At 62.2% G+C, this 19,405-nt stretch carries 18 protein-coding genes; 8 read left to right on the top strand and 10 right to left on the bottom strand.

Going from position 1 to position 19,405, the window contains the following annotated elements:
- Positions 1-162: 162 nt before the first annotated feature.
- The 5 genes from BM382_RS24000 to fabB all read left to right on the top strand — a co-directional run bounded on the left by BM382_RS24000 (position 163) and on the right by fabB (position 7,108).
- Positions 163-2,289, top strand: a complete 2,127-nt coding sequence (locus BM382_RS24000) for a TonB-dependent receptor plug domain-containing protein (protein ID WP_072444197.1) — start codon at positions 163-165, stop codon at positions 2,287-2,289.
- Position 2,290: 1 nt separating this feature from the next.
- Positions 2,291-3,214 (top strand): ABC transporter substrate-binding protein, encoded by a 924-nt coding sequence (locus BM382_RS23995; protein ID WP_011060069.1) that lies wholly within the window; start codon positions 2,291-2,293, stop codon positions 3,212-3,214.
- A complete protein-coding gene (locus BM382_RS23990; RefSeq protein WP_072444199.1) occupies positions 3,211-5,112 on the top strand; it encodes an ATP-binding protein in 1,902 nt (633 codons plus the stop codon). Before BM382_RS23995 ends, BM382_RS23990 begins: the two co-directional genes overlap by 4 nt.
- Before the next feature lie 248 nt (positions 5,113-5,360).
- Entirely contained in the window at positions 5,361-5,876 is a 516-nt protein-coding gene (fabA, locus tag BM382_RS23985; RefSeq protein ID WP_011060067.1) for a 3-hydroxyacyl-[acyl-carrier-protein] dehydratase FabA, read from the top strand.
- Positions 5,877-5,887: 11 nt separating this feature from the next.
- Positions 5,888-7,108, top strand: coding sequence for a beta-ketoacyl-ACP synthase I (gene fabB / locus BM382_RS23980; protein ID WP_011060066.1), 1,221 nt, complete (start codon positions 5,888-5,890; stop codon positions 7,106-7,108).
- Positions 7,109-7,175: 67 nt separating this feature from the next.
- Here fabB and BM382_RS23975 read toward each other — a convergent pair whose 3' ends face one another.
- The 3 genes from BM382_RS23975 to BM382_RS23965 all read right to left on the bottom strand — a co-directional run bounded on the left by BM382_RS23975 (position 7,176) and on the right by BM382_RS23965 (position 10,512).
- On the bottom strand, positions 7,176-8,801 hold the full coding sequence (locus BM382_RS23975) for a methyl-accepting chemotaxis protein (protein ID WP_015634676.1): 1,626 nt from the start codon (positions 8,799-8,801) through the stop codon (positions 7,176-7,178).
- A gap of 139 nt (positions 8,802-8,940) precedes the next feature.
- Positions 8,941-9,405 carry a DUF3859 domain-containing protein gene (locus tag BM382_RS23970; protein ID WP_053149800.1) on the bottom strand — a complete coding sequence of 155 codons (465 nt, stop codon included), beginning with the start codon at positions 9,403-9,405 and terminating at the stop codon, positions 8,941-8,943.
- Positions 9,406-9,477: 72 nt separating this feature from the next.
- A complete protein-coding gene (locus BM382_RS23965) occupies positions 9,478-10,512 on the bottom strand; it encodes an amidohydrolase family protein (protein ID WP_020424215.1) in 1,035 nt (344 codons plus the stop codon).
- A gap of 131 nt (positions 10,513-10,643) precedes the next feature.
- Between BM382_RS23965 and BM382_RS23960 the strand changes: the two genes are divergently transcribed.
- Positions 10,644-11,060 (top strand): OsmC family protein, encoded by a 417-nt coding sequence (locus BM382_RS23960; protein WP_011060062.1) that lies wholly within the window; start codon positions 10,644-10,646, stop codon positions 11,058-11,060.
- 62 nt (positions 11,061-11,122) lie between these two features.
- Positions 11,123-11,995 (top strand): pirin family protein, encoded by an 873-nt coding sequence (locus tag BM382_RS23955; RefSeq protein WP_072444201.1) that lies wholly within the window; start codon positions 11,123-11,125, stop codon positions 11,993-11,995.
- 103 nt (positions 11,996-12,098) lie between these two features.
- Here BM382_RS23955 and BM382_RS23950 read toward each other — a convergent pair whose 3' ends face one another.
- The 4 genes from BM382_RS23950 to BM382_RS23935 all read right to left on the bottom strand — a co-directional run bounded on the left by BM382_RS23950 (position 12,099) and on the right by BM382_RS23935 (position 15,819).
- A complete protein-coding gene (locus tag BM382_RS23950) occupies positions 12,099-12,827 on the bottom strand; it encodes a dienelactone hydrolase family protein (protein WP_015634672.1) in 729 nt (242 codons plus the stop codon).
- Between the two features lie 71 nt (positions 12,828-12,898).
- Positions 12,899-14,803 carry a molecular chaperone HtpG gene (htpG, locus tag BM382_RS23945; protein WP_011060059.1) on the bottom strand — a complete coding sequence of 635 codons (1,905 nt, stop codon included), beginning with the start codon at positions 14,801-14,803 and terminating at the stop codon, positions 12,899-12,901.
- 90 nt (positions 14,804-14,893) lie between these two features.
- Positions 14,894-15,346, bottom strand: a complete 453-nt coding sequence (locus tag BM382_RS23940; protein ID WP_015634670.1) for a PaaI family thioesterase — start codon at positions 15,344-15,346, stop codon at positions 14,894-14,896.
- Positions 15,343-15,819 (bottom strand): PaaI family thioesterase, encoded by a 477-nt coding sequence (locus BM382_RS23935; protein ID WP_015634669.1) that lies wholly within the window; start codon positions 15,817-15,819, stop codon positions 15,343-15,345. The genes BM382_RS23940 and BM382_RS23935 overlap by 4 nt, the downstream gene beginning before the upstream one ends.
- 158 nt (positions 15,820-15,977) lie before the next feature.
- On the opposite strand from BM382_RS23935, the gene BM382_RS23930 reads away from it, so the two are divergent.
- Positions 15,978-16,229, top strand: a complete 252-nt coding sequence (locus BM382_RS23930; RefSeq protein ID WP_011060058.1) for a hypothetical protein — start codon at positions 15,978-15,980, stop codon at positions 16,227-16,229.
- 117 nt (positions 16,230-16,346) lie between these two features.
- Here BM382_RS23930 and BM382_RS23925 read toward each other — a convergent pair whose 3' ends face one another.
- The 3 genes from BM382_RS23925 to brnQ all read right to left on the bottom strand — a co-directional run bounded on the left by BM382_RS23925 (position 16,347) and on the right by brnQ (position 19,091).
- Entirely contained in the window at positions 16,347-16,820 is a 474-nt protein-coding gene (locus BM382_RS23925) for a lipoprotein (protein WP_011060057.1), read from the bottom strand.
- A gap of 43 nt (positions 16,821-16,863) precedes the next feature.
- Complete coding sequence (locus tag BM382_RS23920) at positions 16,864-17,601, bottom strand: DUF599 domain-containing protein (protein WP_011060056.1); 738 nt, start codon at positions 17,599-17,601, stop codon at positions 16,864-16,866.
- Positions 17,602-17,777: 176 nt separating this feature from the next.
- The gene (gene brnQ / locus BM382_RS23915; protein ID WP_011060055.1) at positions 17,778-19,091 is read right to left on the bottom strand and encodes a branched-chain amino acid transport system II carrier protein; all 1,314 of its coding nucleotides are present in this window, start codon (positions 19,089-19,091) and stop codon (positions 17,778-17,780) included.
- Positions 19,092-19,405 lie beyond the last annotated feature (314 nt).

The following is a 19,405-nucleotide window of genomic DNA, read 5'->3' as shown; positions in this document are numbered from 1 at the left end:
CGGCATTATACGGGGCGGTTTTCTCACCACCAGCCCCAGGGGCCATTCAGGCAACCTGTCGGGAACACGTGGAGTCATTCGGGGAATGTCGGGCTTATCGACTGGAAAACTCGACTATCTCGGTTAACATGCGCGCCTTCCATCAAGATTCAAGGCTGTGTCGTGTCCGCTGGCCCCTCACCTCTTCGTCTGTCGCTGCTGCTGGGCATGCTGTTCGGCCACTCGGTGCTGGCCGACGATCTGTTCCTGGACGGCACCGCCCTGCCCGAGGTCCTCACCGCCACCCGCCTGAAACAGTCACCTGCCGCGGTTCCCGGCAGCATGACGGTGCTCGACAACGAGTTGATCAAGGCCAGCGGCGCCCGGGACATCAGCGAACTGCTGCGCCTGGTGCCGGGGATGATGGTCGGCGCCATCAGCGGCAACCAGGCCACGGTCAACTACCACGGCACCAACGCCAGCGAAGCCCGGCGCATGCAAGTGCTGATCGACGGGCGTTCGGTGTATCGCGCCGGCCTGGCGACAGTGGACTGGAGCGATATCCCGGTGGCCATGGAAGACATCGAGCGCATCGAGGTGTTTCGCGGCCCCAATACCGTCAGCTACGGCGCCAACGCGCTGATGGCGGTGGTCAACATCATCACCCGCGCCCCGGCCAACAGCCATGGCACGCGGGTCAAGCTGACCCGGGGCCAGCGCGGCATCAGCGACTGGTACGCCAGCCAGGGTACCGGCTGGGAAACCGGCGACCTGCGCCTGTCGCTGTCGGGGCAGGAAGATGATGGCTTCGACAAGAATCGCCTGGGGGCCGACTACCGCGACAGCAAGCGCTTGAACCGCTTCAGTCTGTCCGTGAGCCAGATGCTCAATGAACAGCAGAGCATCGACTGGCAGTTGAATGCCAAGGAAGGCACCAACCAGCGGCCCTATACCTATCAGCCGGTGTTCCACGGGGTAACCCAGCAAGGCAACAACTCCGATGTGGTGGCCAAGGACTACGCCGGGTCACTGCGCTGGAACCTGGAGCTCAATCCACAGCACAGCCTTTATATCCAGGGCTCGGCCCAACACTGGGACCGCCAGCAGACCTGGCGTGCCTGCGACGCGGCAATTTCCTTCAGCCCCGAGCTGACACGCCTGTGGCAACTCAACCCGAACTACGCCGAGCGCCTGGCGCGCCACATGCCCGATTATTTAAGCGCGACGCCCGGTGGAACCCCGACGGAACAGGCATTGGCCAACCAGGTCATCGACCAATGGAAAACCGGCGGCGGCAAGAATACGGTCTGCGGCAACATCGACCAGAGCTCTCGGGAAACCCGCTACGACCTGGAGCTGCAGGACACCCTGAGCCTCAGCGACAACCTGCGGCTGGTCAGCGGCATGAACTATCGTTACGACCGGGCCGACTCCGAAACCTACTTCAACGGCACCCTCGACGACACCACCTGGCGCCTGTTCGGCCAGCTGGAGTGGCGGGCCAGCGAACATTGGCTGATCCAGGGCGGGGCTATGTACGAAGACACCCAGCTGACCGGCAACTCCCTGACTCCGAGGATCGCGGTCAACTACCTGATCAACCCGCGCCACGGCTTGCGGGCGGTGTATTCGGAAGCCATCCGCTCCCCGGACATGTTCGAGAACAACGTCAACTGGAGCTACCGGGTCACCGGCCTGAGCACCCCGGTCTACGGCCAGAACAGCGCCCAGTACTTCGTCAAGACCCGTGGCCCCGGCAACCTCGACCAGGAGCACATGCGTTCCCGGGAACTGGGCTACAACGGTTACTTCGTCGACCAGGCGCTGAACCTCGACATCAAGCTGTTCTATGACGAAATCACCGGGATGATCAGCGAGCCGCTGCGCAACAACCAGTACATCGCCAGCAACAGCAACGCCTCGCGCTTTGCCGGTACCGAGAGCCAGCTGGACTGGCAACTGAGCCGCGCCGACCGCCTGCGCCTGACCTACGCCTACGTCCATGCCCAGGCCAGCAACCGCCTGGACCAGCGCCTGACCGCCAGCAACAGCGGCTCCGCCGGCTGGCTGCGCAATTGGGGCCAGGGCTGGTCCAGCGCGCTCTTCTACTATGGCGACAGCGCCCTCAACGGCTACCGATTCGAACGGGTCGACACCCGCATCGCCAAGCGCCTGGCCCTGGGCAGCAAGACCAGCCTGGAACTGGCCGGCACCCTGCAGCAACGGCTCGACCACCAGCCCACCACCTTCGCCGACAATCTCTACGACTCGCGCCACGTGGTCTACTTCAGCGCGGAGCTCGAGTTCTGACATGGGCCACTGTCGGCCCTGGAAGGCCCTGCGCATACATCGTCGCCTGTGCCTGCTGGTACTGGGCATGCTGCTGGGCAACCCGTTGTGGGCGGCCGATGTGCTGCTCACCGCCAGCGACGACAACAGCAGCGTGCGCACCTTCACCGAAGAACTGGCCGCCCAGCGCCCCCGGGACCAGGTGCGCTTCGTCCCCCTGGCCCAACTGCCGCCGCCGGGCCAGTTGCCCGGCAGCACGCGCCTGATCCTGCTGGACCCGCAAAGCCTCGACTGGCGCCTGCAAGATCCCTTGGGCCCGCCGACCCTGGTCCTGCGCATCAGCCGCCTGCAGGCCCAACAGCGCCTGGCGCAAAGCCCTCATCCACGGTTGAGCCTGCTGTGGAGCGATCCGCCCCTGGAGCGCCAGTTACGCCTGATCCGCAGTGTTCTGCCCCAGGTGCGCCGGGTGGGGGTGCTGTACAGCGCCGACAGCCGGTTCCTGCTCAAGGAACTGCACCTGGCCGCGCAAACCCTGAACATGGAAATCATCGCCGAACCCTGGGACAGCACCAGCGACAGCCGCCCGCTGCAGAACCTGCTGCGCAACAGCGAAGTGCTGCTGGGCCTGGATGATCCGAAGCTGTACAACCCGAAAACCGTGAAGAACCTGCTACTGAGCAGCTACGCCCGGCAACAGGCGCTGATCGGCCCCAATGCCGGCTTCGTCCGGGCCGGCAGCCTGGCCAGCACCTACAGCGACCAGCAGGACTGGCTGCAGACCCTGGACAGCCTGCTCGACCAACCGCCGGCTCGCTGGCCCCGCGCGCTATACCCGACGGCTTTCAAAGTACTGAGCAACCCACAGGTGGCACGCTCGCTGGGCATCGAGGAAATCGACCCGCAGGCCGTTGCGCGCCAGTTGAGTGAAGGAGAGAAGCACCCATGACATTGCGTCGCCGATGGGATATCCAGACCCGCACTCAGCTCATCAGCCTGGGCCCGGCCCTGCTCCTGACCCTGCTGCTGATCAGCTTCTTTACCTTCGTGCGTATCCAGGACTTGCGCCAGGAGCTCAACCACACCGGGCAACTGATCGCCAATCAACTGGCGCCAGCCACCGAGTACGGGGTGATCTCCGGCAACAACGAGGGCCTGGAGAGCCTCCTGCAGGCAACCCTGGCCACACCTCATGTGCACTTCCTGGAAGTGCAGGACAGCGCCAACAACATCCTGGTGTACGTGGAACAGCCCTCGGCCAGCCACAACCACGCGCAGCAGATCAAGGTATTCCAGGCCCCGGTACGCCTGCAGCGCATCCAGGTGCACAACGACTTTCTGCAGAACGACCCGGCCAGCATGGCCGCCCAGGGCGATGGTTACCTGGGCCGGGTGATCGTCGGCATGTCCAACGACGCCTTCAGCCAGCGCCAGCAGGAAATCCTCCTCAAGGCCGCCATCCTCGCGCTGTTCGCCCTGCTCTTCACCTTCCTCCTGGCCCGGCGCCTGGCGGCCGGCCTGGCACAGCCGATCCGCGCCATGGGCGATGCGGTGAAGGCAATCCAGGAAGGGGATTTCAAGACCCCGCTGCCGATCGTCGACGATGGCGAGCTGGGCAACCTGGCCCGGCACATCAACAACCTCGCCGCCGGCCTGGAACTGGCCAGCCGCGAGCAGCACCAGGCCATGTCCCAGTTGATCCAGACCCGGGAAGAGGCGGAACGGGCGAACAAGGCCAAGTCGGATTTCCTGGCGATGATGAGCCACGAGCTGCGCACACCGATGAACGGTGTACTGGGCATGCTGCAACTGCTGGAAACCACCCAGATGACCCAGGAACAGAGCGAGTACGCGGCGCTGGCGTCGGAATCCACCGAACACCTGCTGAAGGTGATCAACGACATCCTCGACTTCTCCCGCATCGAACGCTCGGCCCTGGAACTGGAGCACATCCCGTTCAACCTTGCCGAACTGATCACCAGCTCGGCCCAGGCCTTCCAGCACAGCGCCCTGCAACGCGGCCTGGACTTGCAACTGCGGCTGCCGCCGGGCATGGAGTCGCTGCAGGTCAAGGGCGACCCGACGCGAATCCGGCAGATCCTGGTCAACCTGATCGGCAACGCCCTGAAATTCACCGAGCAGGGCAGCATCACCATCGAGCCCCAGTGGCAGGCCCTGGATCACGAACTGCTGTGGTTCACCTGCGCAGTGCGCGACAGCGGTATCGGCATCAGCCCGGCCAGCCTGGAGCTGATGTTCGACGCCTTCCAGCAGGCCGACAGTTCGATTTCCCGTCGCTATGGCGGCACCGGCCTGGGCCTGCCCATCGCCCGCACCCTGGCCGAGCGCATGGGTGGCACCCTGCGGGCCCAGAGCGAGGAAGGCCGAGGCTCGGTGTTCACCCTGGAAATCCCCCTGGCGCTGTTCCAGCAGAGCCTGCCGATACTGGCCCCGCGGGTGAGCAGCAATCAGCACTCCGGTGAAGGCCGCAACGTGCTGCTGGTGGAAGACAACCCGGTGAACCAGACCGTGATCCAGGCCATGCTGCGCAGCCTGGGGTTCACCGTGAGCATCGTCACCGACGGCGCCCAGGCGGTCCGCAGTGCCGAAAGCCTGATCTTCGAGGCGATTCTGATGGATTGCCGACTGCCGCTGGTCGACGGTTATGAAGCCACCCGGCAGATCCGCCAACTGCCCGGCTGTGCCGATTTACCGATCATCGCCCTGACCGCCAACGCCTTGCAGGGCGACCGTGAAGCCTGCCTTGCAGCGGGCATGAACGACTACCTGGCCAAGCCTTTCAAGCGCGCGGATCTGCAGCAAATTCTCCAACGTTGGGTGCAATAACCGGCTATTTTCCAACAGCTACGACTGGCGTCATGGGCGAAAGTGCGGCAGTCTTAGGCACCCGACGGGGCCCTGAAAAGGCCCTCAAAAAAAATTTCAGTGCACAAGTGTACATTCATGCCCTTTGCGCTGTGACTTTCACTACAACGCAATAGTCTATGAGTAGGCTGCCGGCTCGAGGCATGAACGCTTCGATCGGCCGGGAAGATTTGCCCAACCCTGCCGCACGGGACTATTGAGGAGCTCGCATGACCAAACAAAACGCCTTTACTCGGGAAGACCTGCTGCGCTGCAGTCGCGGTGAGCTGTTCGGCCCAGGTAACGCGCAACTGCCCGCCCCCAACATGCTGATGGTGGATCGCATCACCCATATCAGCGAAGAGGGTGGCAAGTACGGTAAAGGTGAGTTGGTCGCTGAGCTGGATATCACTCCAGACCTGTGGTTCTTCGCTTGCCACTTCGAAGGCGACCCGGTGATGCCAGGCTGCCTGGGCCTGGATGCCATGTGGCAACTGGTGGGCTTCTTCCTCGGCTGGCAGGGCTTGCCGGGCCGCGGTCGCGCCCTGGGTTCGGGGGAAGTGAAATTCTTCGGCCAGGTCCTGCCGACCGCCAAGAAAGTCACCTATAACATTCACATCAAGCGCGTGCTCAAGGGCAAGCTGAACATGGCCATCGCCGATGGTTCGGTCAGCGTTGACGGCCGCGAAATCTATACCGCCGAAGGCCTCCGGGTCGGCGTGTTTACTTCAACTGACAACTTCTAAGGGTTATCCGCATGCGCCGCGTCGTTATCACAGGTCTTGGCATTGTTTCGTGCCTGGGCAATGACAAAGAGACCGTCTCCGCTAACCTGCGTGCAAGTCGCCCTGGCATCCGCTTCAACCCGGAATATGCCGAAATGGGTCTGCGTAGCCAGGTTTCCGGCTCCATTGACCTGAACCTCGAAGAGCTGATCGACCGCAAGATCTATCGCTTCGTCGGCCACGCGGCGGCTTACGCCTACCTGGCCATGAAAGACGCCATCGCCGACTCCGGCCTGAGCGAAGAACAAGTGTCCAACCCGCGCACCGGCCTGATCGCCGGCTCCGGCGGCGCCTCGACCCTGAACCAGATGGAAGCGCTGGACATCCTGCGCGAGAAAGGCGTCAAGCGCGTTGGCCCATACCGCGTTACGCGGACCATGAGCAGCACCGTTTCCGCCTGCCTGGCCACCCCGTTCAAGATCAAGGGCCTGAACTACTCCATCGCTTCTGCCTGCGCCACCAGTGCTCACTGCATCGGTACCGCCATGGAACAGATCCAGATGGGCAAGCAGGACATCGTCTTCGCCGGTGGCGGTGAAGAAGAGCATTGGACCCAGTCGTTCCTGTTCGACGCCATGGGTGCCCTGTCCACCCAGTACAACGAAACCCCGGAAAAGGCCTCCCGCGCCTACGACGCCAAGCGTGACGGTTTCGTCATCGCCGGCGGTGGCGGCATGGTGGTGGTCGAGGAGCTGGAACACGCTCTGGCCCGTGGCGCCAAGATCTACGCGGAAATCGTCGGCTACGGCGCCACTTCCGATGGCTACGACATGGTGGCTCCAAGCGGCGAAGGTGCAATCCGCTGCATGGAAATGGCCATGTCCACTGTCGACACCCCTATCGACTACCTGAACACCCACGGCACTTCGACCCCGGTCGGCGACGTCGCGGAAATGAAGGGCGTGCGTGAAGTGTTCGGCGACAAGGCCCCGGCCATCAGCTCCACCAAGAGCCTGTCGGGTCACTCCCTGGGCGCTGCCGGCGTTCACGAAGCGATCTACTGCATGCTGATGATGGAAGGCAACTTCATGGCCGGTTCGGCCAACATCGACGAGCTGGATCCGGAAGTGGCCGATATGCCGATCCTGACCAAGACCCGCGAAGACGCCACCATCAATACCGTGATGAGCAACAGCTTCGGCTTCGGTGGCACCAACGCCACCCTGGTCCTGAAGCGCTGGCAGGGTAAGTAAGCCCCGCCGCTTCGCTGAATGAAAAAGCCCCGACCGGTTCGGGGCTTTTTTTCGCCTGCCAGAAGGCTCAGACCGAGAAACGCGCCACCATGCTGTTCAGGTCCACCGCCAGGCGCGACAACTCCTGGCTGGCCGCACTGGTCTGATTGGCCCCGGCGGAGGTCTGCAAGGCCAGGTCGCGGATGTTCATCAGGTTGCGGTCCACCTCCCGCGCCACTGCCGCCTGCTGCTCCGAGGCGCTGGCAATGACGATGTTGCGCTCATTGATCTGGGTGAAGGCCGATGCGATTTCCTCCAGCGCCTGCCCTGCCGCCTTGGCCACCTCCAGGGTCGAATGGGCGCGGTTGTTGCTCTGCTGCATGGAACTGACGGCCTGGTCGGTGCCCTGCTGGATACCACCGATCATCTGCTCGATTTCCTGGGTCGACTGCTGGGTCCGATGAGCCAGGGCCCGGACTTCATCGGCCACCACTGCGAACCCGCGTCCCGCATCCCCGGCCCGTGCCGCCTCGATGGCCGCGTTCAACGCCAGCAGGTTGGTCTGCTCGGCAATGGAACGGATCACCTCCAGTACCTTGCTGATGCCATAGACCTTCTGCGCCAGATCCTCCACCTGGCTGGCATTGGCCGTCACGTCCTGCGCCAGCGACTCAATCGAGAGCACCGTCTGGTGCACCTGCTCGCGCCCGTGCTGGGCGATGCGGTCGGACTCCCGCGAGGCCTCGGACGTGGCCACTGCGTTACTGGCCACCTCCTCCACCGCTGCGGTCATCTGGTTTACCGCCGTGGCCGCCTGTTCGATCTCCAGGCTCTGCTGATGCAGGCCACGGGTCGCATCCTCGGTGACACAACTGAGCTCTTCCGAGGCCGAGGCCAGCTGGCTGGATGAATCGGAGATGCGCCGGATGGTTTCCCGCAGGCTGTGCTGCATGGCCTTGAGCGCGTGCAGCAGGCGCGCCGGCTCGTCCCTGCCGGTCACCGTGATAGTGCCGGTCAGATCGCCGCCGGCCACCACTTCGGCCACATTCAACGACTGCGCCAGAGGCAGGACGATACTGCGGGTCAACAACAGGGCCAGGCCGATGGTCACCAGCGCCGCCAGGGCGATCATGCCGATCACCCATACCCGCGACTTGCTGAACACCGCCTGGGCCAGATCGGTGGCATGGGTCGCGCTTTGCTTGTTCAACTCCACCAGCTCGTGCAGGGTCGCGGCCATCTCATCGGCCAGCTGGTTCATTTCGCCATTGACCACCTTGACCGCTTCCTCCAGCTGGTTCTGGCTGGAGAGCTGCATGACCCGCTCCTGGCGTTGCAGATACTGCTTCTCGATAGTCTTGAAGCGGTCGAACAGGACCCGCTCCTGAGGCAGGAGGATCAAGGATTCGTAGCGGCTCTGGGCAACCCCCAGGACACTCTTGATCTCGTTGATCTTGTTTTCGTTCTGGGTGATTGCCTGCGGGTCGCGATTGATCAACAGCCGCAGGGTCAGGGCGCGAATGCGCAGCAGGTCCTGGTTCATTTCCCCTACGGACATCACGCTGGGCAGCCAATTGCTTTCCACTTCATCGGACTGCTGGCGCATATTGCCCATCTGCATCAAGGCGAATGCCCCCAGGGCAAACACCATCAGCGCCAGCAAGCCGAAACCCAGGCTCGCCCGTAGCGCAATGTTCAGACTTCTAAGACTCATTCCTCTGGCTCCTTCCTAGAGCGCTGCAAGAACTTGCAGCAGGGTGCTCTTAGACGGTATCGGGCCATTGGAAAATTGCGTAAGACAAAAACGTGATATCAAAACGCCCTAGCACTCCAATACTTGGGCGTAAAACGATTCAGCGCACAGAAAATCGCTGTTCTGCCAACAATCGGTCGCCCTGGAAGACCATGAAACGCCACTCGCCCAGGACCACCTCATGGCTTTCGGTGAACTCGTAGGCCATCACGTCCTGGGGAGCGTTGGGCACCAGTTTCTGAGTGATTTCGAACTTGTCATGGCGTACCCCGTCCGGCGTACGGATGCCCGGCGTCAGGTAAAGAAGAGTCAGGGGCTGATCTTCGGCCACCTTGCCCAGCAACTGGTAACGCATGCCGAACTTGGTCCCCAGCCTGGCGGGCACCACGGAGGTCTGCTGGATCTTCTCGTTGCTGCGGCGCAGCACCCGCTCCCCCGATTGCAGCTCGGCCTTGGGACCTTCGAACACGCCGTATTCCACCGGCCCTTCGACACGGACTTCGGCGCTGGCCAGGCCACTGAAGATCATCAGCGCCGCCAATGCGCTTAAACGAGTGAGGTGCATATCGCGCTCCTTGATTGAGATGGCGCGAGCTTATGAAGCAGGCATGACAAGCTGATGACAGTCTGGCGCCTGCTAGGGACGATGGTTGGCGGGAAGGATGGCGAGGAAATTGTCATGGGCCACCTTGCGTGCCACCTCCTGCGGCAAGGCGTCAAGAAAGCCATCGAACCCCCGCAGCTCGCTCCCCAGCTTGTTGAAGCGCCCGACCACGTCCGAACCCAGCATGAAGCGCTCCGGGAAGCGCTCCACCAGCTGCAGCCAGGCCGGGTCGGGGTTGCCCTGCTTATCCAGCAGATAGGGCGTGAGCAGGCTCCAGGACAGGTCGATGTAGAGGTTGGGGTAGCTCTCCAGCAGCCGCGTCAGGGTCGGCAGCAGGAACTCCAGCCGGGTCTGGTGACGATGGATCTCGGCACTGGTGCCGGCATGGGCCCAGATAAAACGCGTATGGGGGTGATTGCGCAGCGGCTCTTCGATTTCCGCCAGGTACAGCGGATTGCGCTCGCGCTTGGAGGTGATGTTGGAGTGCAGCATGACCGGCAGGTCGTTCTCGGCCGCCAGGTGATAGACCTTGGTCATCGCCTCGTTATTGGCCCGCGGCGTGTCGCCGGCGGTCAGCGCGGTGAGATCGTCGTGCCGGGTGAAGACCTCGCCGATGCCCTGCCACAGCCCCGGGTCGAGATCGAGCATGCGCTGGATATGCGCCGCGGAATTCTTGTCGTTGGGGTTGAACCCCGAAAGGAACGGATGAAAGCGCCGACGCTGCTCGGCCGGCAGCTTTTTCACCGCGGCGGCCACCAGCACGTCGGTGGCGCTGTACCAGTAGGCCGCGGCATCGTCCCCGGCGTAGTAGCGCGGGCGCTTGGGCTCATCCTCGTGCCATTTCTTGGCCACCGGAATCCCGGCAATCATCACCTGCTCGATGCGGTTGTCATCCATGGCCTTGAGCAAGGCTTCCATGCCCGCGGTTTCCTGGAAGAAGTCCACGTAATGCAGGTGCGCGTCGCTGTACACATAGTCACGCGCCTGGGCCACCGCCAGCGGCAGCATCAGCAGCGCCCACAAACAGCTTGCTTGAACAGGGTTCCAGTGCACCGCGCCGCCTCCCATGGATCGAAGCAGGGTAGACCGCGACGCCGAGCCGCAGGTTCAGAAAAAGGGGAACGCCCACGCTTCGATATGCTCTATAACTTCAGCACCCTTACAGCCTGATCCTTATTCATCACTGCCTGAGGTTTGCCATGACCATCACCGTCAATACCGAGTCCAGCGAAGGTTTCCGCCACAGCATCCAGGTCGACGACCACCAGTTGTTCACCGACCTGCCCAAGTCCGCCGGTGGCGAAGGCACCGCCCCCGAGCCCCATGACTACTTCGATGCCGCCCTGGGCGCCTGCAAGGCCCTGACCCTCAAGCTCTACGCGCAGAAGAAGAACATCCCGCTGACCGGGGTCACCGTGGAGATCAAGCACGACAACAGCGAAGAGCAGAAAGGCAAGTACGCCCTGCATGTGAAGCTGACCCTCAAGGGCGTGCTCACCGATGCCCAGCGTGATGAGCTGCACCGGGTGGCCGACCGTTGCCCGATCCACAAGCTGATGACCACCAGCGAAGTCAGCATCGAGACCCACCTCTCCGAAGGTGCCTTCAGCCAGTAGCGGCAAGGCGGGCACAAGCGGGTTATGCTCCCGGGCATAACCCGATCAGCCTGGAATCCGCCATGAACTCCCCCCTCGTGATCCGTCCCCGTGCCGAGGACGTTGAAGGCCAACCCATCCTGCGCCCCCTGCCTTCGGCCCAGTGCCGCAGTGTCGGGCCTTTCGTGTTCTTCGACCACATGCTGGAAACCCGCTACCCGCCGGGCAAAGGCATGAATATCCGCCAGCATCCGCATATCGGCCTCTCCACCCTGACCTACCTGTTCGCCGGGCAGATCCAGCACAAGGACAGCCTGGGCTCCGACCAGATCGTGGGCGCCGGGGACGTCAGCTGGATGACCGCCGGCAGCGCCATCGCCCATGTCGAGCGCACGCCAGCGCCCTTGCAGGCCCAGGGGTTTGCCATGCACGGCCTGCAGGTCTGGCTGGCCTCGCCCAAAGAACAGGAGCAGGGCCCGGGGCACTACAGCTATCACCCGGCCAGCAGCCTGCCGGTGAGCGACAACCTGGGGGTGAGCATTCGGATGATTGCCGGCAGCGGTTTCTGCCTGCAGTCGCCGGTGCCGGTGCTCTCCCCCACCCTGTATGCCGAGCTGCGGCTGCAGACCGCCACCAGCCTGCTGATTCCCACCGAGCATCAACAGCGTGCGCTGTATGTACTGGAGGGCGAGGTACAACTGGACGGCGAGCCATTACCCGTGCACTCGCTGGTGGTATTGCCAGAGGGGGAGAACGCCACGCTGTTCGCCGAGAGCGATTGCCATGCGGTGCTGATCGGCGGCGCCGCCCTGGACGGCCCGCGGCGGATCAACTGGAACTTCGTCGCCAGCGATCCACTGTTGATCGATGAAGCTCGCAGACGCTGGGCCGCCGGGGACTGGCCGCAGGTGCCGGGAGAAAGCGAGCGCATCGAATTGCCACCCGCCCGCCACTGATCGGTAGGGGCCGGTTTGCCGGCGAACAGGCCCGTGAGTCTGGCGTTGCTCTCACTGACGCCTTCGCTGGCAAGCCAGCTCCTACGGGATCAGGGTCGGTGGGTCAGCCGCTAAAGACTTCGTCCAGCAGGTAATGCATGGTGGCGAAGGCCCGGGCCGAGGTCTTGGCGTCGTACATCATCTTGCCCGGCAGGTTGGCGTGGGTGTCGGTGAAGGAATGCACCGCGCCACCGTAGCTGACCAGTTGCCAGTCCACTCCCGCGGCGTCCATTTCCGCTTCGAAGGCCGGCAGTTGCTCCTTGGCCACGAACGGGTCCGCCGCGCCGTGCAGTACCAGTACCGAACCCTTGATGTTGTTGGCATCGGCAGGGTTGGGGGTGTCCAGGGTGCCGTGGAACGACACCGCCGCCTTCACCGGCGCGCCACTGCGGGCCAGTTCCAGGGCGCAGCAGCCGCCAAAGCAGAAGCCGAAGGTGGCCAGCCTGGAGGTGTCCACCGCGGCTTCGCCCTGGCTCTGCAAGGCCGCAAAGGCCGCCTGCATGCGCTTGCGCAACAACGCCCGATCATCCTTGAGCGGCATCATCGCGGCACCGGCCTGGCTCGCATCGCCGGGGCGCAGCGACTGGCCATACAGATCGGCGATCAGCACCACATAACCCTTGGCCGCCACCGCCTCGGCGATCTTCTCCGCGCCGGCGCTGACACCCATCCAGTTCGGCGCCATCAGCAACCCCGGACGCGCAGCTTTATGGGCGGCATCGAAGGCCAGGCGGCCTTCATAGGGCTGGCCATCGATCTGATAGACCACGGAACGCACTGTGATTTGACTCATGACTCATCTTCTCCAGTAGGGGGACACCAGAATGAAAAAACCCGCCGAAGCGGGTTTTTCTTGCAACGTGGTTAAACCGACAGCTCCACCAGCAGCTTGTTCAGCCGGCGCACATAGGCCGCCGGATCCTTCAAGCTGTCACCGGCCGCCAGGGCCGCCTGATCGAAGAGAATGTGCGACAGGTCGCCAAAGCGCTCTTCGCTCTGCTCGCCATCGAGTTTCTCGATCAGCGGGTGAGTCGGGTTGAACTCGAAGATCGGCTTGGAATCCGGAACCTTCTGCCCGCTGGCTTCAAGGATCTGACGCATCTGCAGCCCCAGGTCCTGCTCGCCAATGGCCAGGATCGCCGGCGAGTCGGTCAGGCGGTGGGAAACCCGCACTTCGCTGACACTCTCGCCCAGGGCGGTCTTGATCCGCTCAACCAGGCCTTCCTTGGTCTTGGCGACTTCCTCGGCAGCCTTCTTGTCCTCTTCGGAGTCGAGGTTGCCCAGGTCCAGGTCGCCGCGCGCCACGTCGACAAAGCTCTTGCCGTCGAACTCGTTGAGGTAGCTCATCAGCCACTCGTCGATACGGTCGGTGAGCAGCAGCACTTCGATGCCTTTCTTGCGGAAGACTTCCAGGTGCGGGCTGTTCTTCACCTGGGCGTAGGATTCGCCGGTGAGGAAGTAGATCTTGTCCTGGCCTTCCTTGGCGCGAGCCAGGTAGTCGGCCAAGGAGACATTCTGCTCGCCGTCGTCGCCCTGGGTGGAGGCGAAGCGCAGCAGGCCGGCGATCTTCTCCTTGTTGGCGAAGTCCTCGGCCGGGCCTTCCTTCATCACCTGGCCGAAGTTCTTCCAGAAGCCCTTGTATTGCTCGGGTTCGTTCTTCGCCAGTTTCTCCAGCATGTCGAGGACACGCTTGGTCAGCGCCGACTTCATCGAGTCGATGATCGGGTCTTTCTGCAGGATTTCCCGCGAGACGTTCAGCGACAGGTCGTTGGAGTCCACCACGCCCTTGATGAAACGCAGGTACAGCGGCAGGAACGACTCGGCCTGATCCATGACGAACACGCGCTGCACGTAGAGCTTGAGGCCCTTGGGCGCTTCACGCTGGTACAGGTCGAACGGTGCGCGGGCCGGTACGTAGAGCAGCGAGCTGTACTCCAGCTTGCCTTCAACCTTGTTGTGGCTCCAGCTCAGCGGGTTCTCGAAGTCATGGGCGATGTGCTTGTAGAACTCCTGGTATTCCTCGTCCTTGATCTCGGTACGCGGACGGGTCCACAGGGCACTGGCGCGGTTGACGGTTTCCCACTCCAGCGCAGGTTTCTCTTCGCCTTCAGCGGCAGCGGCTTCTTTGGGCAGCTCGATCGGCAGCGCGATGTGGTCGGAGTACTTCTTGATGATGTTGCGCAGGCGCCAGCCATCGGCGAACTCGTCTTCACCGGATTTCAGGTGCAGGACGATGCGGGTACCGCGCTCGGCCTTGTCGATGGTCGCAACTTCGAACTCGCCTTCGCCCTTGGACGACCAGTGCACGCCTTCGCTGGCAGGCAGGCCGGCACGGCGGCTGAACACTTCAACCTGGTCGGCCACGATAAAGGCGGAGTAGAAGCCGACACCGAACTGACCGATCAGGTGCGAATCCTTCTTCTGGTCACCAGTGAGGTTCTTCATGAAATCGGCGGTGCCGGATTTGGCGATGGTCCCCAGGTGGGTGATCACATCTTCTCGGCTCATGCCGATACCGTTGTCTTCGAGGGTGACGGTTTTCGCGTCCTTGTCGAAGCTCACACGGATTTTCAGTTCGGCGCCACCTTCCAGCAACTCGGGCTTGGACAGGGCTTCGAAGCGCAATTTGTCGACGGCGTCAGAGGCGTTCGAGATCAATTCGCGAAGGAAGATTTCCTTGTTGGAATAAAGCGAATGGATCATGAGGTGCAGCAGTTGCTTCACCTCGGTCTGGAAGCCCAGGGTTTCCTTTTGAGTTTCCACACTCATGGTCATCAAACTCCAATCAGATGGCATTGGCCGCGTTCCGGGAGCGGAGGGCGGCGGGATGACATGAAAGTGGGGGTCGCTCGCTGGATTTCAAGGGCCGGTGCTCTCTTCGATCTTGAAATGTGCGCGAGCGGTGGCAATCGACTCCTCGGCAGTGCTCTGCCAGGCGGTGATGGCGACATTGGCCACCCTTCTGCCCTGCCGGCATACCTGGCAGCGGGCAAAGGTGTCGCGAAACTGCCCGGCGCGGAGGTAGTCGAGGGAAAAGTCGATGATTTTCGGCACCCCGGGCGAGCCGGTGAGAATCAGCAAATGCAAGGCGGCCGCCAGTTCCATGAAACCGGCGATCACTCCACCGTGCAGGGCTGGAAGCAGAGGGTTGCCGATATTGTCCTTGTTGGCCGGCAGGCGAAACAGCAGTTCATCTCCCAGTTGCGTGCACTCGATGCCAATCAGCTTCGCGTAGGGGATCTGCTCCAGCAACGCGGTGTAATCGCCCTGCTGGCGAGCCTGCTCCAGGAGTGCTCGAAGGTCCGTGCTCATGCCCGCTCCCCCTTGATCGAGCTGGCCAGCCCGCGGCTGCCCTTGAGCCCCCGGCCCATGCGCATGAAAGTGCCGACGACATGAGCCACGGGACGCTCGGGATCATCCTGATAGGCAAAGCCGCGGGTAAAGATCACATCGGTGGTGACCCGGTAACACTGGGCAAAGCCGTGCACGTCATGATGAGGGACCGCCGGATGCATATAGTCTATGCGCAGGTCCAGGGTCGGACACACTTCGAACTCCGGCAGCACGCAAAGCGTGGCCATGCCACAGGCGCTGTCCATCAGCGTGGTCAGGGCACCGCCGTGAATGATCCCGGTTTGCGGGTCGCCGACAATCTGCGGACTGTAGGGCAAGGTCAGGGTCAGGCCCTCTTCAGAGGCGCTATGTACCCGGATGCCCAGCACCTGGCAGTGGCGCAAGGCGGAAAGAAAGCGCGCCGCACGCTCAGAAATAGGGTTTTGCGCCATGGGATTTATCTCTTTTTATTGTCGGGAATGTGCGTTGAATGAAGCAGGCAAAAGTTCCATGAAATGACTACTTAATATATCTGTGAGTCTCAAGGAACTTAAATCACAAGGCCATGATCGAAAGGCCAGTAGATATCTTCACTAAGGAGAAACACCCCATGCGTAAGACTTTAGCTATTGCCCTGATGCTGACCGCTTCCCTCGGTCTGGCTGCCTGCGACAAAAAATCCGAGGACAAAGCTCAAGATGCCAATCAACATGCTGAGCAAGCCCAACAGAAAATGAACGAAGCTCAGGATAAAGTGAACGACGCGGCAAAAGAAAACGCCGAAGCAGCCAAAGATCAGGCTGAATCCAACAAGGCTGCTGCTGAAGAAAGCGCCAAGGAAGCAGCTCCTAAAACCAACTAAGTCGGTTTTAGCGCAACAAAGAACAAAGCCCGCCAAATGCGGGCTTTTTCTTGCTCGTAAAACAGTCGCTCAATACAACAGTGCTTAGTTGCCGGGCAAGCAACTAAGCGTTGAAGATCAGCCGCCAGCCCCCAGGAACAATTCGTCCTGGCGGGGCTCTGCCTGCAACGGCTGCATTGGCACCGACTCATTGCCCGGGGACTCCAGTGCATAGTGCAAGGGGCTGGAAATGGGCAGCAACCTGATGGGAAAGTCGTAGTGGGCGGTAAAAGGCGCCAGCCATTGGCGGGTCTGGTAATCCGCTGCCGCGATACTCATGAAACAAGGGTGCGGGATGTCCTGCGGCGAACGCCCGGCCAGCAACATGACCCATTCCCAGTCAGTTGCCGCTTCGACTTTGAAGCTCCCGTCATCGGCCGTCAGGAACTGTGCGCCACACAAGGCGCCCTTGGCCCCGGCGATCGGCATGCCGCTCAATGCATCTACCACCCTGCCCCGGGCTTCGCCATTCAGATACAGGGTTTGCGCCCTGCAGCCCGACAACAGGAAGAACCCCAGGCACAGGTACTTCAGGGCACGCGAACTGCTCATTGGCCAACTCCTTTCAACCGTTCAATCGATCAGCCATCAACGCTCAGGCTGCATCTTTGGGGCTATCGACCACAGGTTGTTCTGTCGGTGTATAGACCATGACCTCAAGTACATCGGAGTGGAACTCCCGCCGATACAGGACAAACACCACACCCGCGCTCATCAGCATGAATAACCAGGGGCTGACGAACCAGGCCAGCATGGTCATGCCGAAGTAATAGGAACGCAATCCGAAGTTGAACTGGTTGGCCGCCATGGAAATTACCCGAGCCGCTCGCGATGCAAAAGCCTTGCGCTCCTGCTCGGAAACATGACGCTCGCCGATCATTGGCGCCGACCCCACCAGCACTGCGGCGAAGTTGTACTGGCGCATGCACCAGCTGAAGGTAAAGAAGGCATAGACGAACACCAGCGCCAGGCACAGCAGCTTGATTTCCGACATGCCCTGGGACGCCTGCTGGACCATGGGAATGTCCGCCAATAGCGACACTGCACGCTCCGAGGCGCCCAGCACGGTGAGAATGCCCGCCAGGATGATCAGGGTGCTGGAGGCGAAGAACGAGGCATTGCGCTCCAGGTTGCCGATCACGCTGGCATCGGCGATGCGGTTGTCCCGCAGCAGCATGCGGCGCATCCAGTCCTCGCGATACAGGTGCAGGACGCTGGCCAGGCACGCGGTGTCCCTTCCCTTCCAACTGGCGTAGCGGGTATAGCCACCCCAGCAGACGACGAACCACAGGGCGGCCAGTAGGTGGATCAGGTTGGCTTGAACGAACGACATGCAAATTCCTGTAAGGCGTTGGCAGAAGACAAAAGCAAAGGGCACTGCTTCGACGCCCCGCAGGGGAAAAAGACACCGCTGTACGCCCATAAAAAATGCCCCGCATCCATCGATGCGGGGCATTTTTTAGGGGGCTCGGGGGCCGCTTGTGGCGACCCCGGGCCATCAACTTCAGGTCAGGCCAGGGCTTCGCTGCGCTTGCCCAGCAGGCGATCGCAGATCACTGCCACCACCAGCACGATCACCGACGGCACCAGCCACGCCAGGCCCTGCTCGCTCAGCGGCAAGTGCGACAGCTGGGTTGGCATCCAGCCGGCCAGGCCCGCGCCCTTGAGGGCATCGATCAGGCCGAACACGAAGGACACCAGCATCACCGGGCCGACGATACGGCGCTGGTCCTGCCAGAAGTCCTTGCAGAAGCTCAGGGCCACCAGGGCGATGCACGGCGGGTAAATCGCGGTCAGCACCGGGATCGAGAACGCGATCAGCTTGGTCAGGCCCAGGTTCGATACCAGCAGCGAGAACGCCGCGAGGATCACCACCAGCGTCTTGTAGGACAGCGGCAGGACACGGCTGAAGTACTCGGCGCAGGCGCAGGTCAGGCCCACGGCGGTCACCAGGCAGGCCAGGGAGATCAGCACCGCGAGGAAACCGCTGCCCAGGGAACCGAAGGTGTGCTGCACATAGGCGTGCAATACCGCGGCGCCGTTGCTGGCACCGGCGGCCACTTCATGGCTGCCCGAGCCCAGGCGGAACAGGCTGACGTAGACCAGCGCCAGGCCGACCCCGGCGATCAGGCCGGCGATCACGGCATAACGGGTAATGAGCCGAGGCGACTCGACCCCGCGGGAACGGATGGCATTGACGATGACGATGCCGAACACCAGCGCGCCCAGGGTATCCATGGTCAGGTAACCATTGATGAAGCCCTGGGAGAACGGTGCTGCAACGTACTCGGGAGTGGCAGTGCCGATGTCGCCGGCGGGCAAGGCAAAGGCCGCAATGCCCAGCACAGCCAGGGCGATGATCTTCAGCGGCGCCAGGAAGCGTCCGACGGTGTCCAGCAGCCGGCCCGGGTACAGGGAGATGAAGAACACCAGCAGGAAGTACACCGAACTGTAGAGGAACAGGGCCAGCGGGCTTTCGCCGGTCAACGGCGCCAGGCCCACTTCAAAGGACACGGTAGCGGTACGTGGCGTGGCGAACAGCGGGCCTACCGCCAGGTAGCAGACCGCAGCCAGCAGGCCACCGGCCAGCTTGCCGATAGGCGTGCTCAGCGCGTCCATGGCACCGCCGACCTTGGCCAGGGCAACCACGGTGATCACCGGCAGACCGACCGCGGTGATCAGGAAGCCCAGCGCCGCCATCCAGACATGGGGTCCGGACTGCAGGCCGACGATAGGCGGGAAAATGATGTTGCCGGCCCCGACGAACAGGGCAAAAGTCATAAAGCCGAGTGCCAGGATGTCCTGGCCTTTCAACACTTTCATTAAGGAAATACCACACTACTGAATCGGAATTTAGAGAGGGATTTCCCTTATGGGTGAGGGAAATGCTGCCAGTCCGTATAAGACTGACCCGTTTAGCGCGCAGCGACCTTGTGGGCAGCAGACGCAAAAAGAGGCGGCTAGATTACAGAATCGGTAAGACAAGCGCACTGTTCCAGGGCGAACTATCCGATATGCGACAGAATGATGTCGCATTTTTGAAATTATATTTCCCCCAGGCTCTGTGCAGGATGCAGGTCTCCTACGGCAGAAAGCACAAAGGCCACCCGAAGGTGGCCTTTGTGGTTGAAGCGTCA

Origin of the sequence: Pseudomonas sp. NFPP25 (genome assembly GCF_900116505.1) — a bacterium.
GTDB classification, from domain to species: domain Bacteria; phylum Pseudomonadota; class Gammaproteobacteria; order Pseudomonadales; family Pseudomonadaceae; genus Aquipseudomonas; species Aquipseudomonas protegens.
This window is presented reverse-complemented; position numbering and strand designations above follow the sequence as displayed.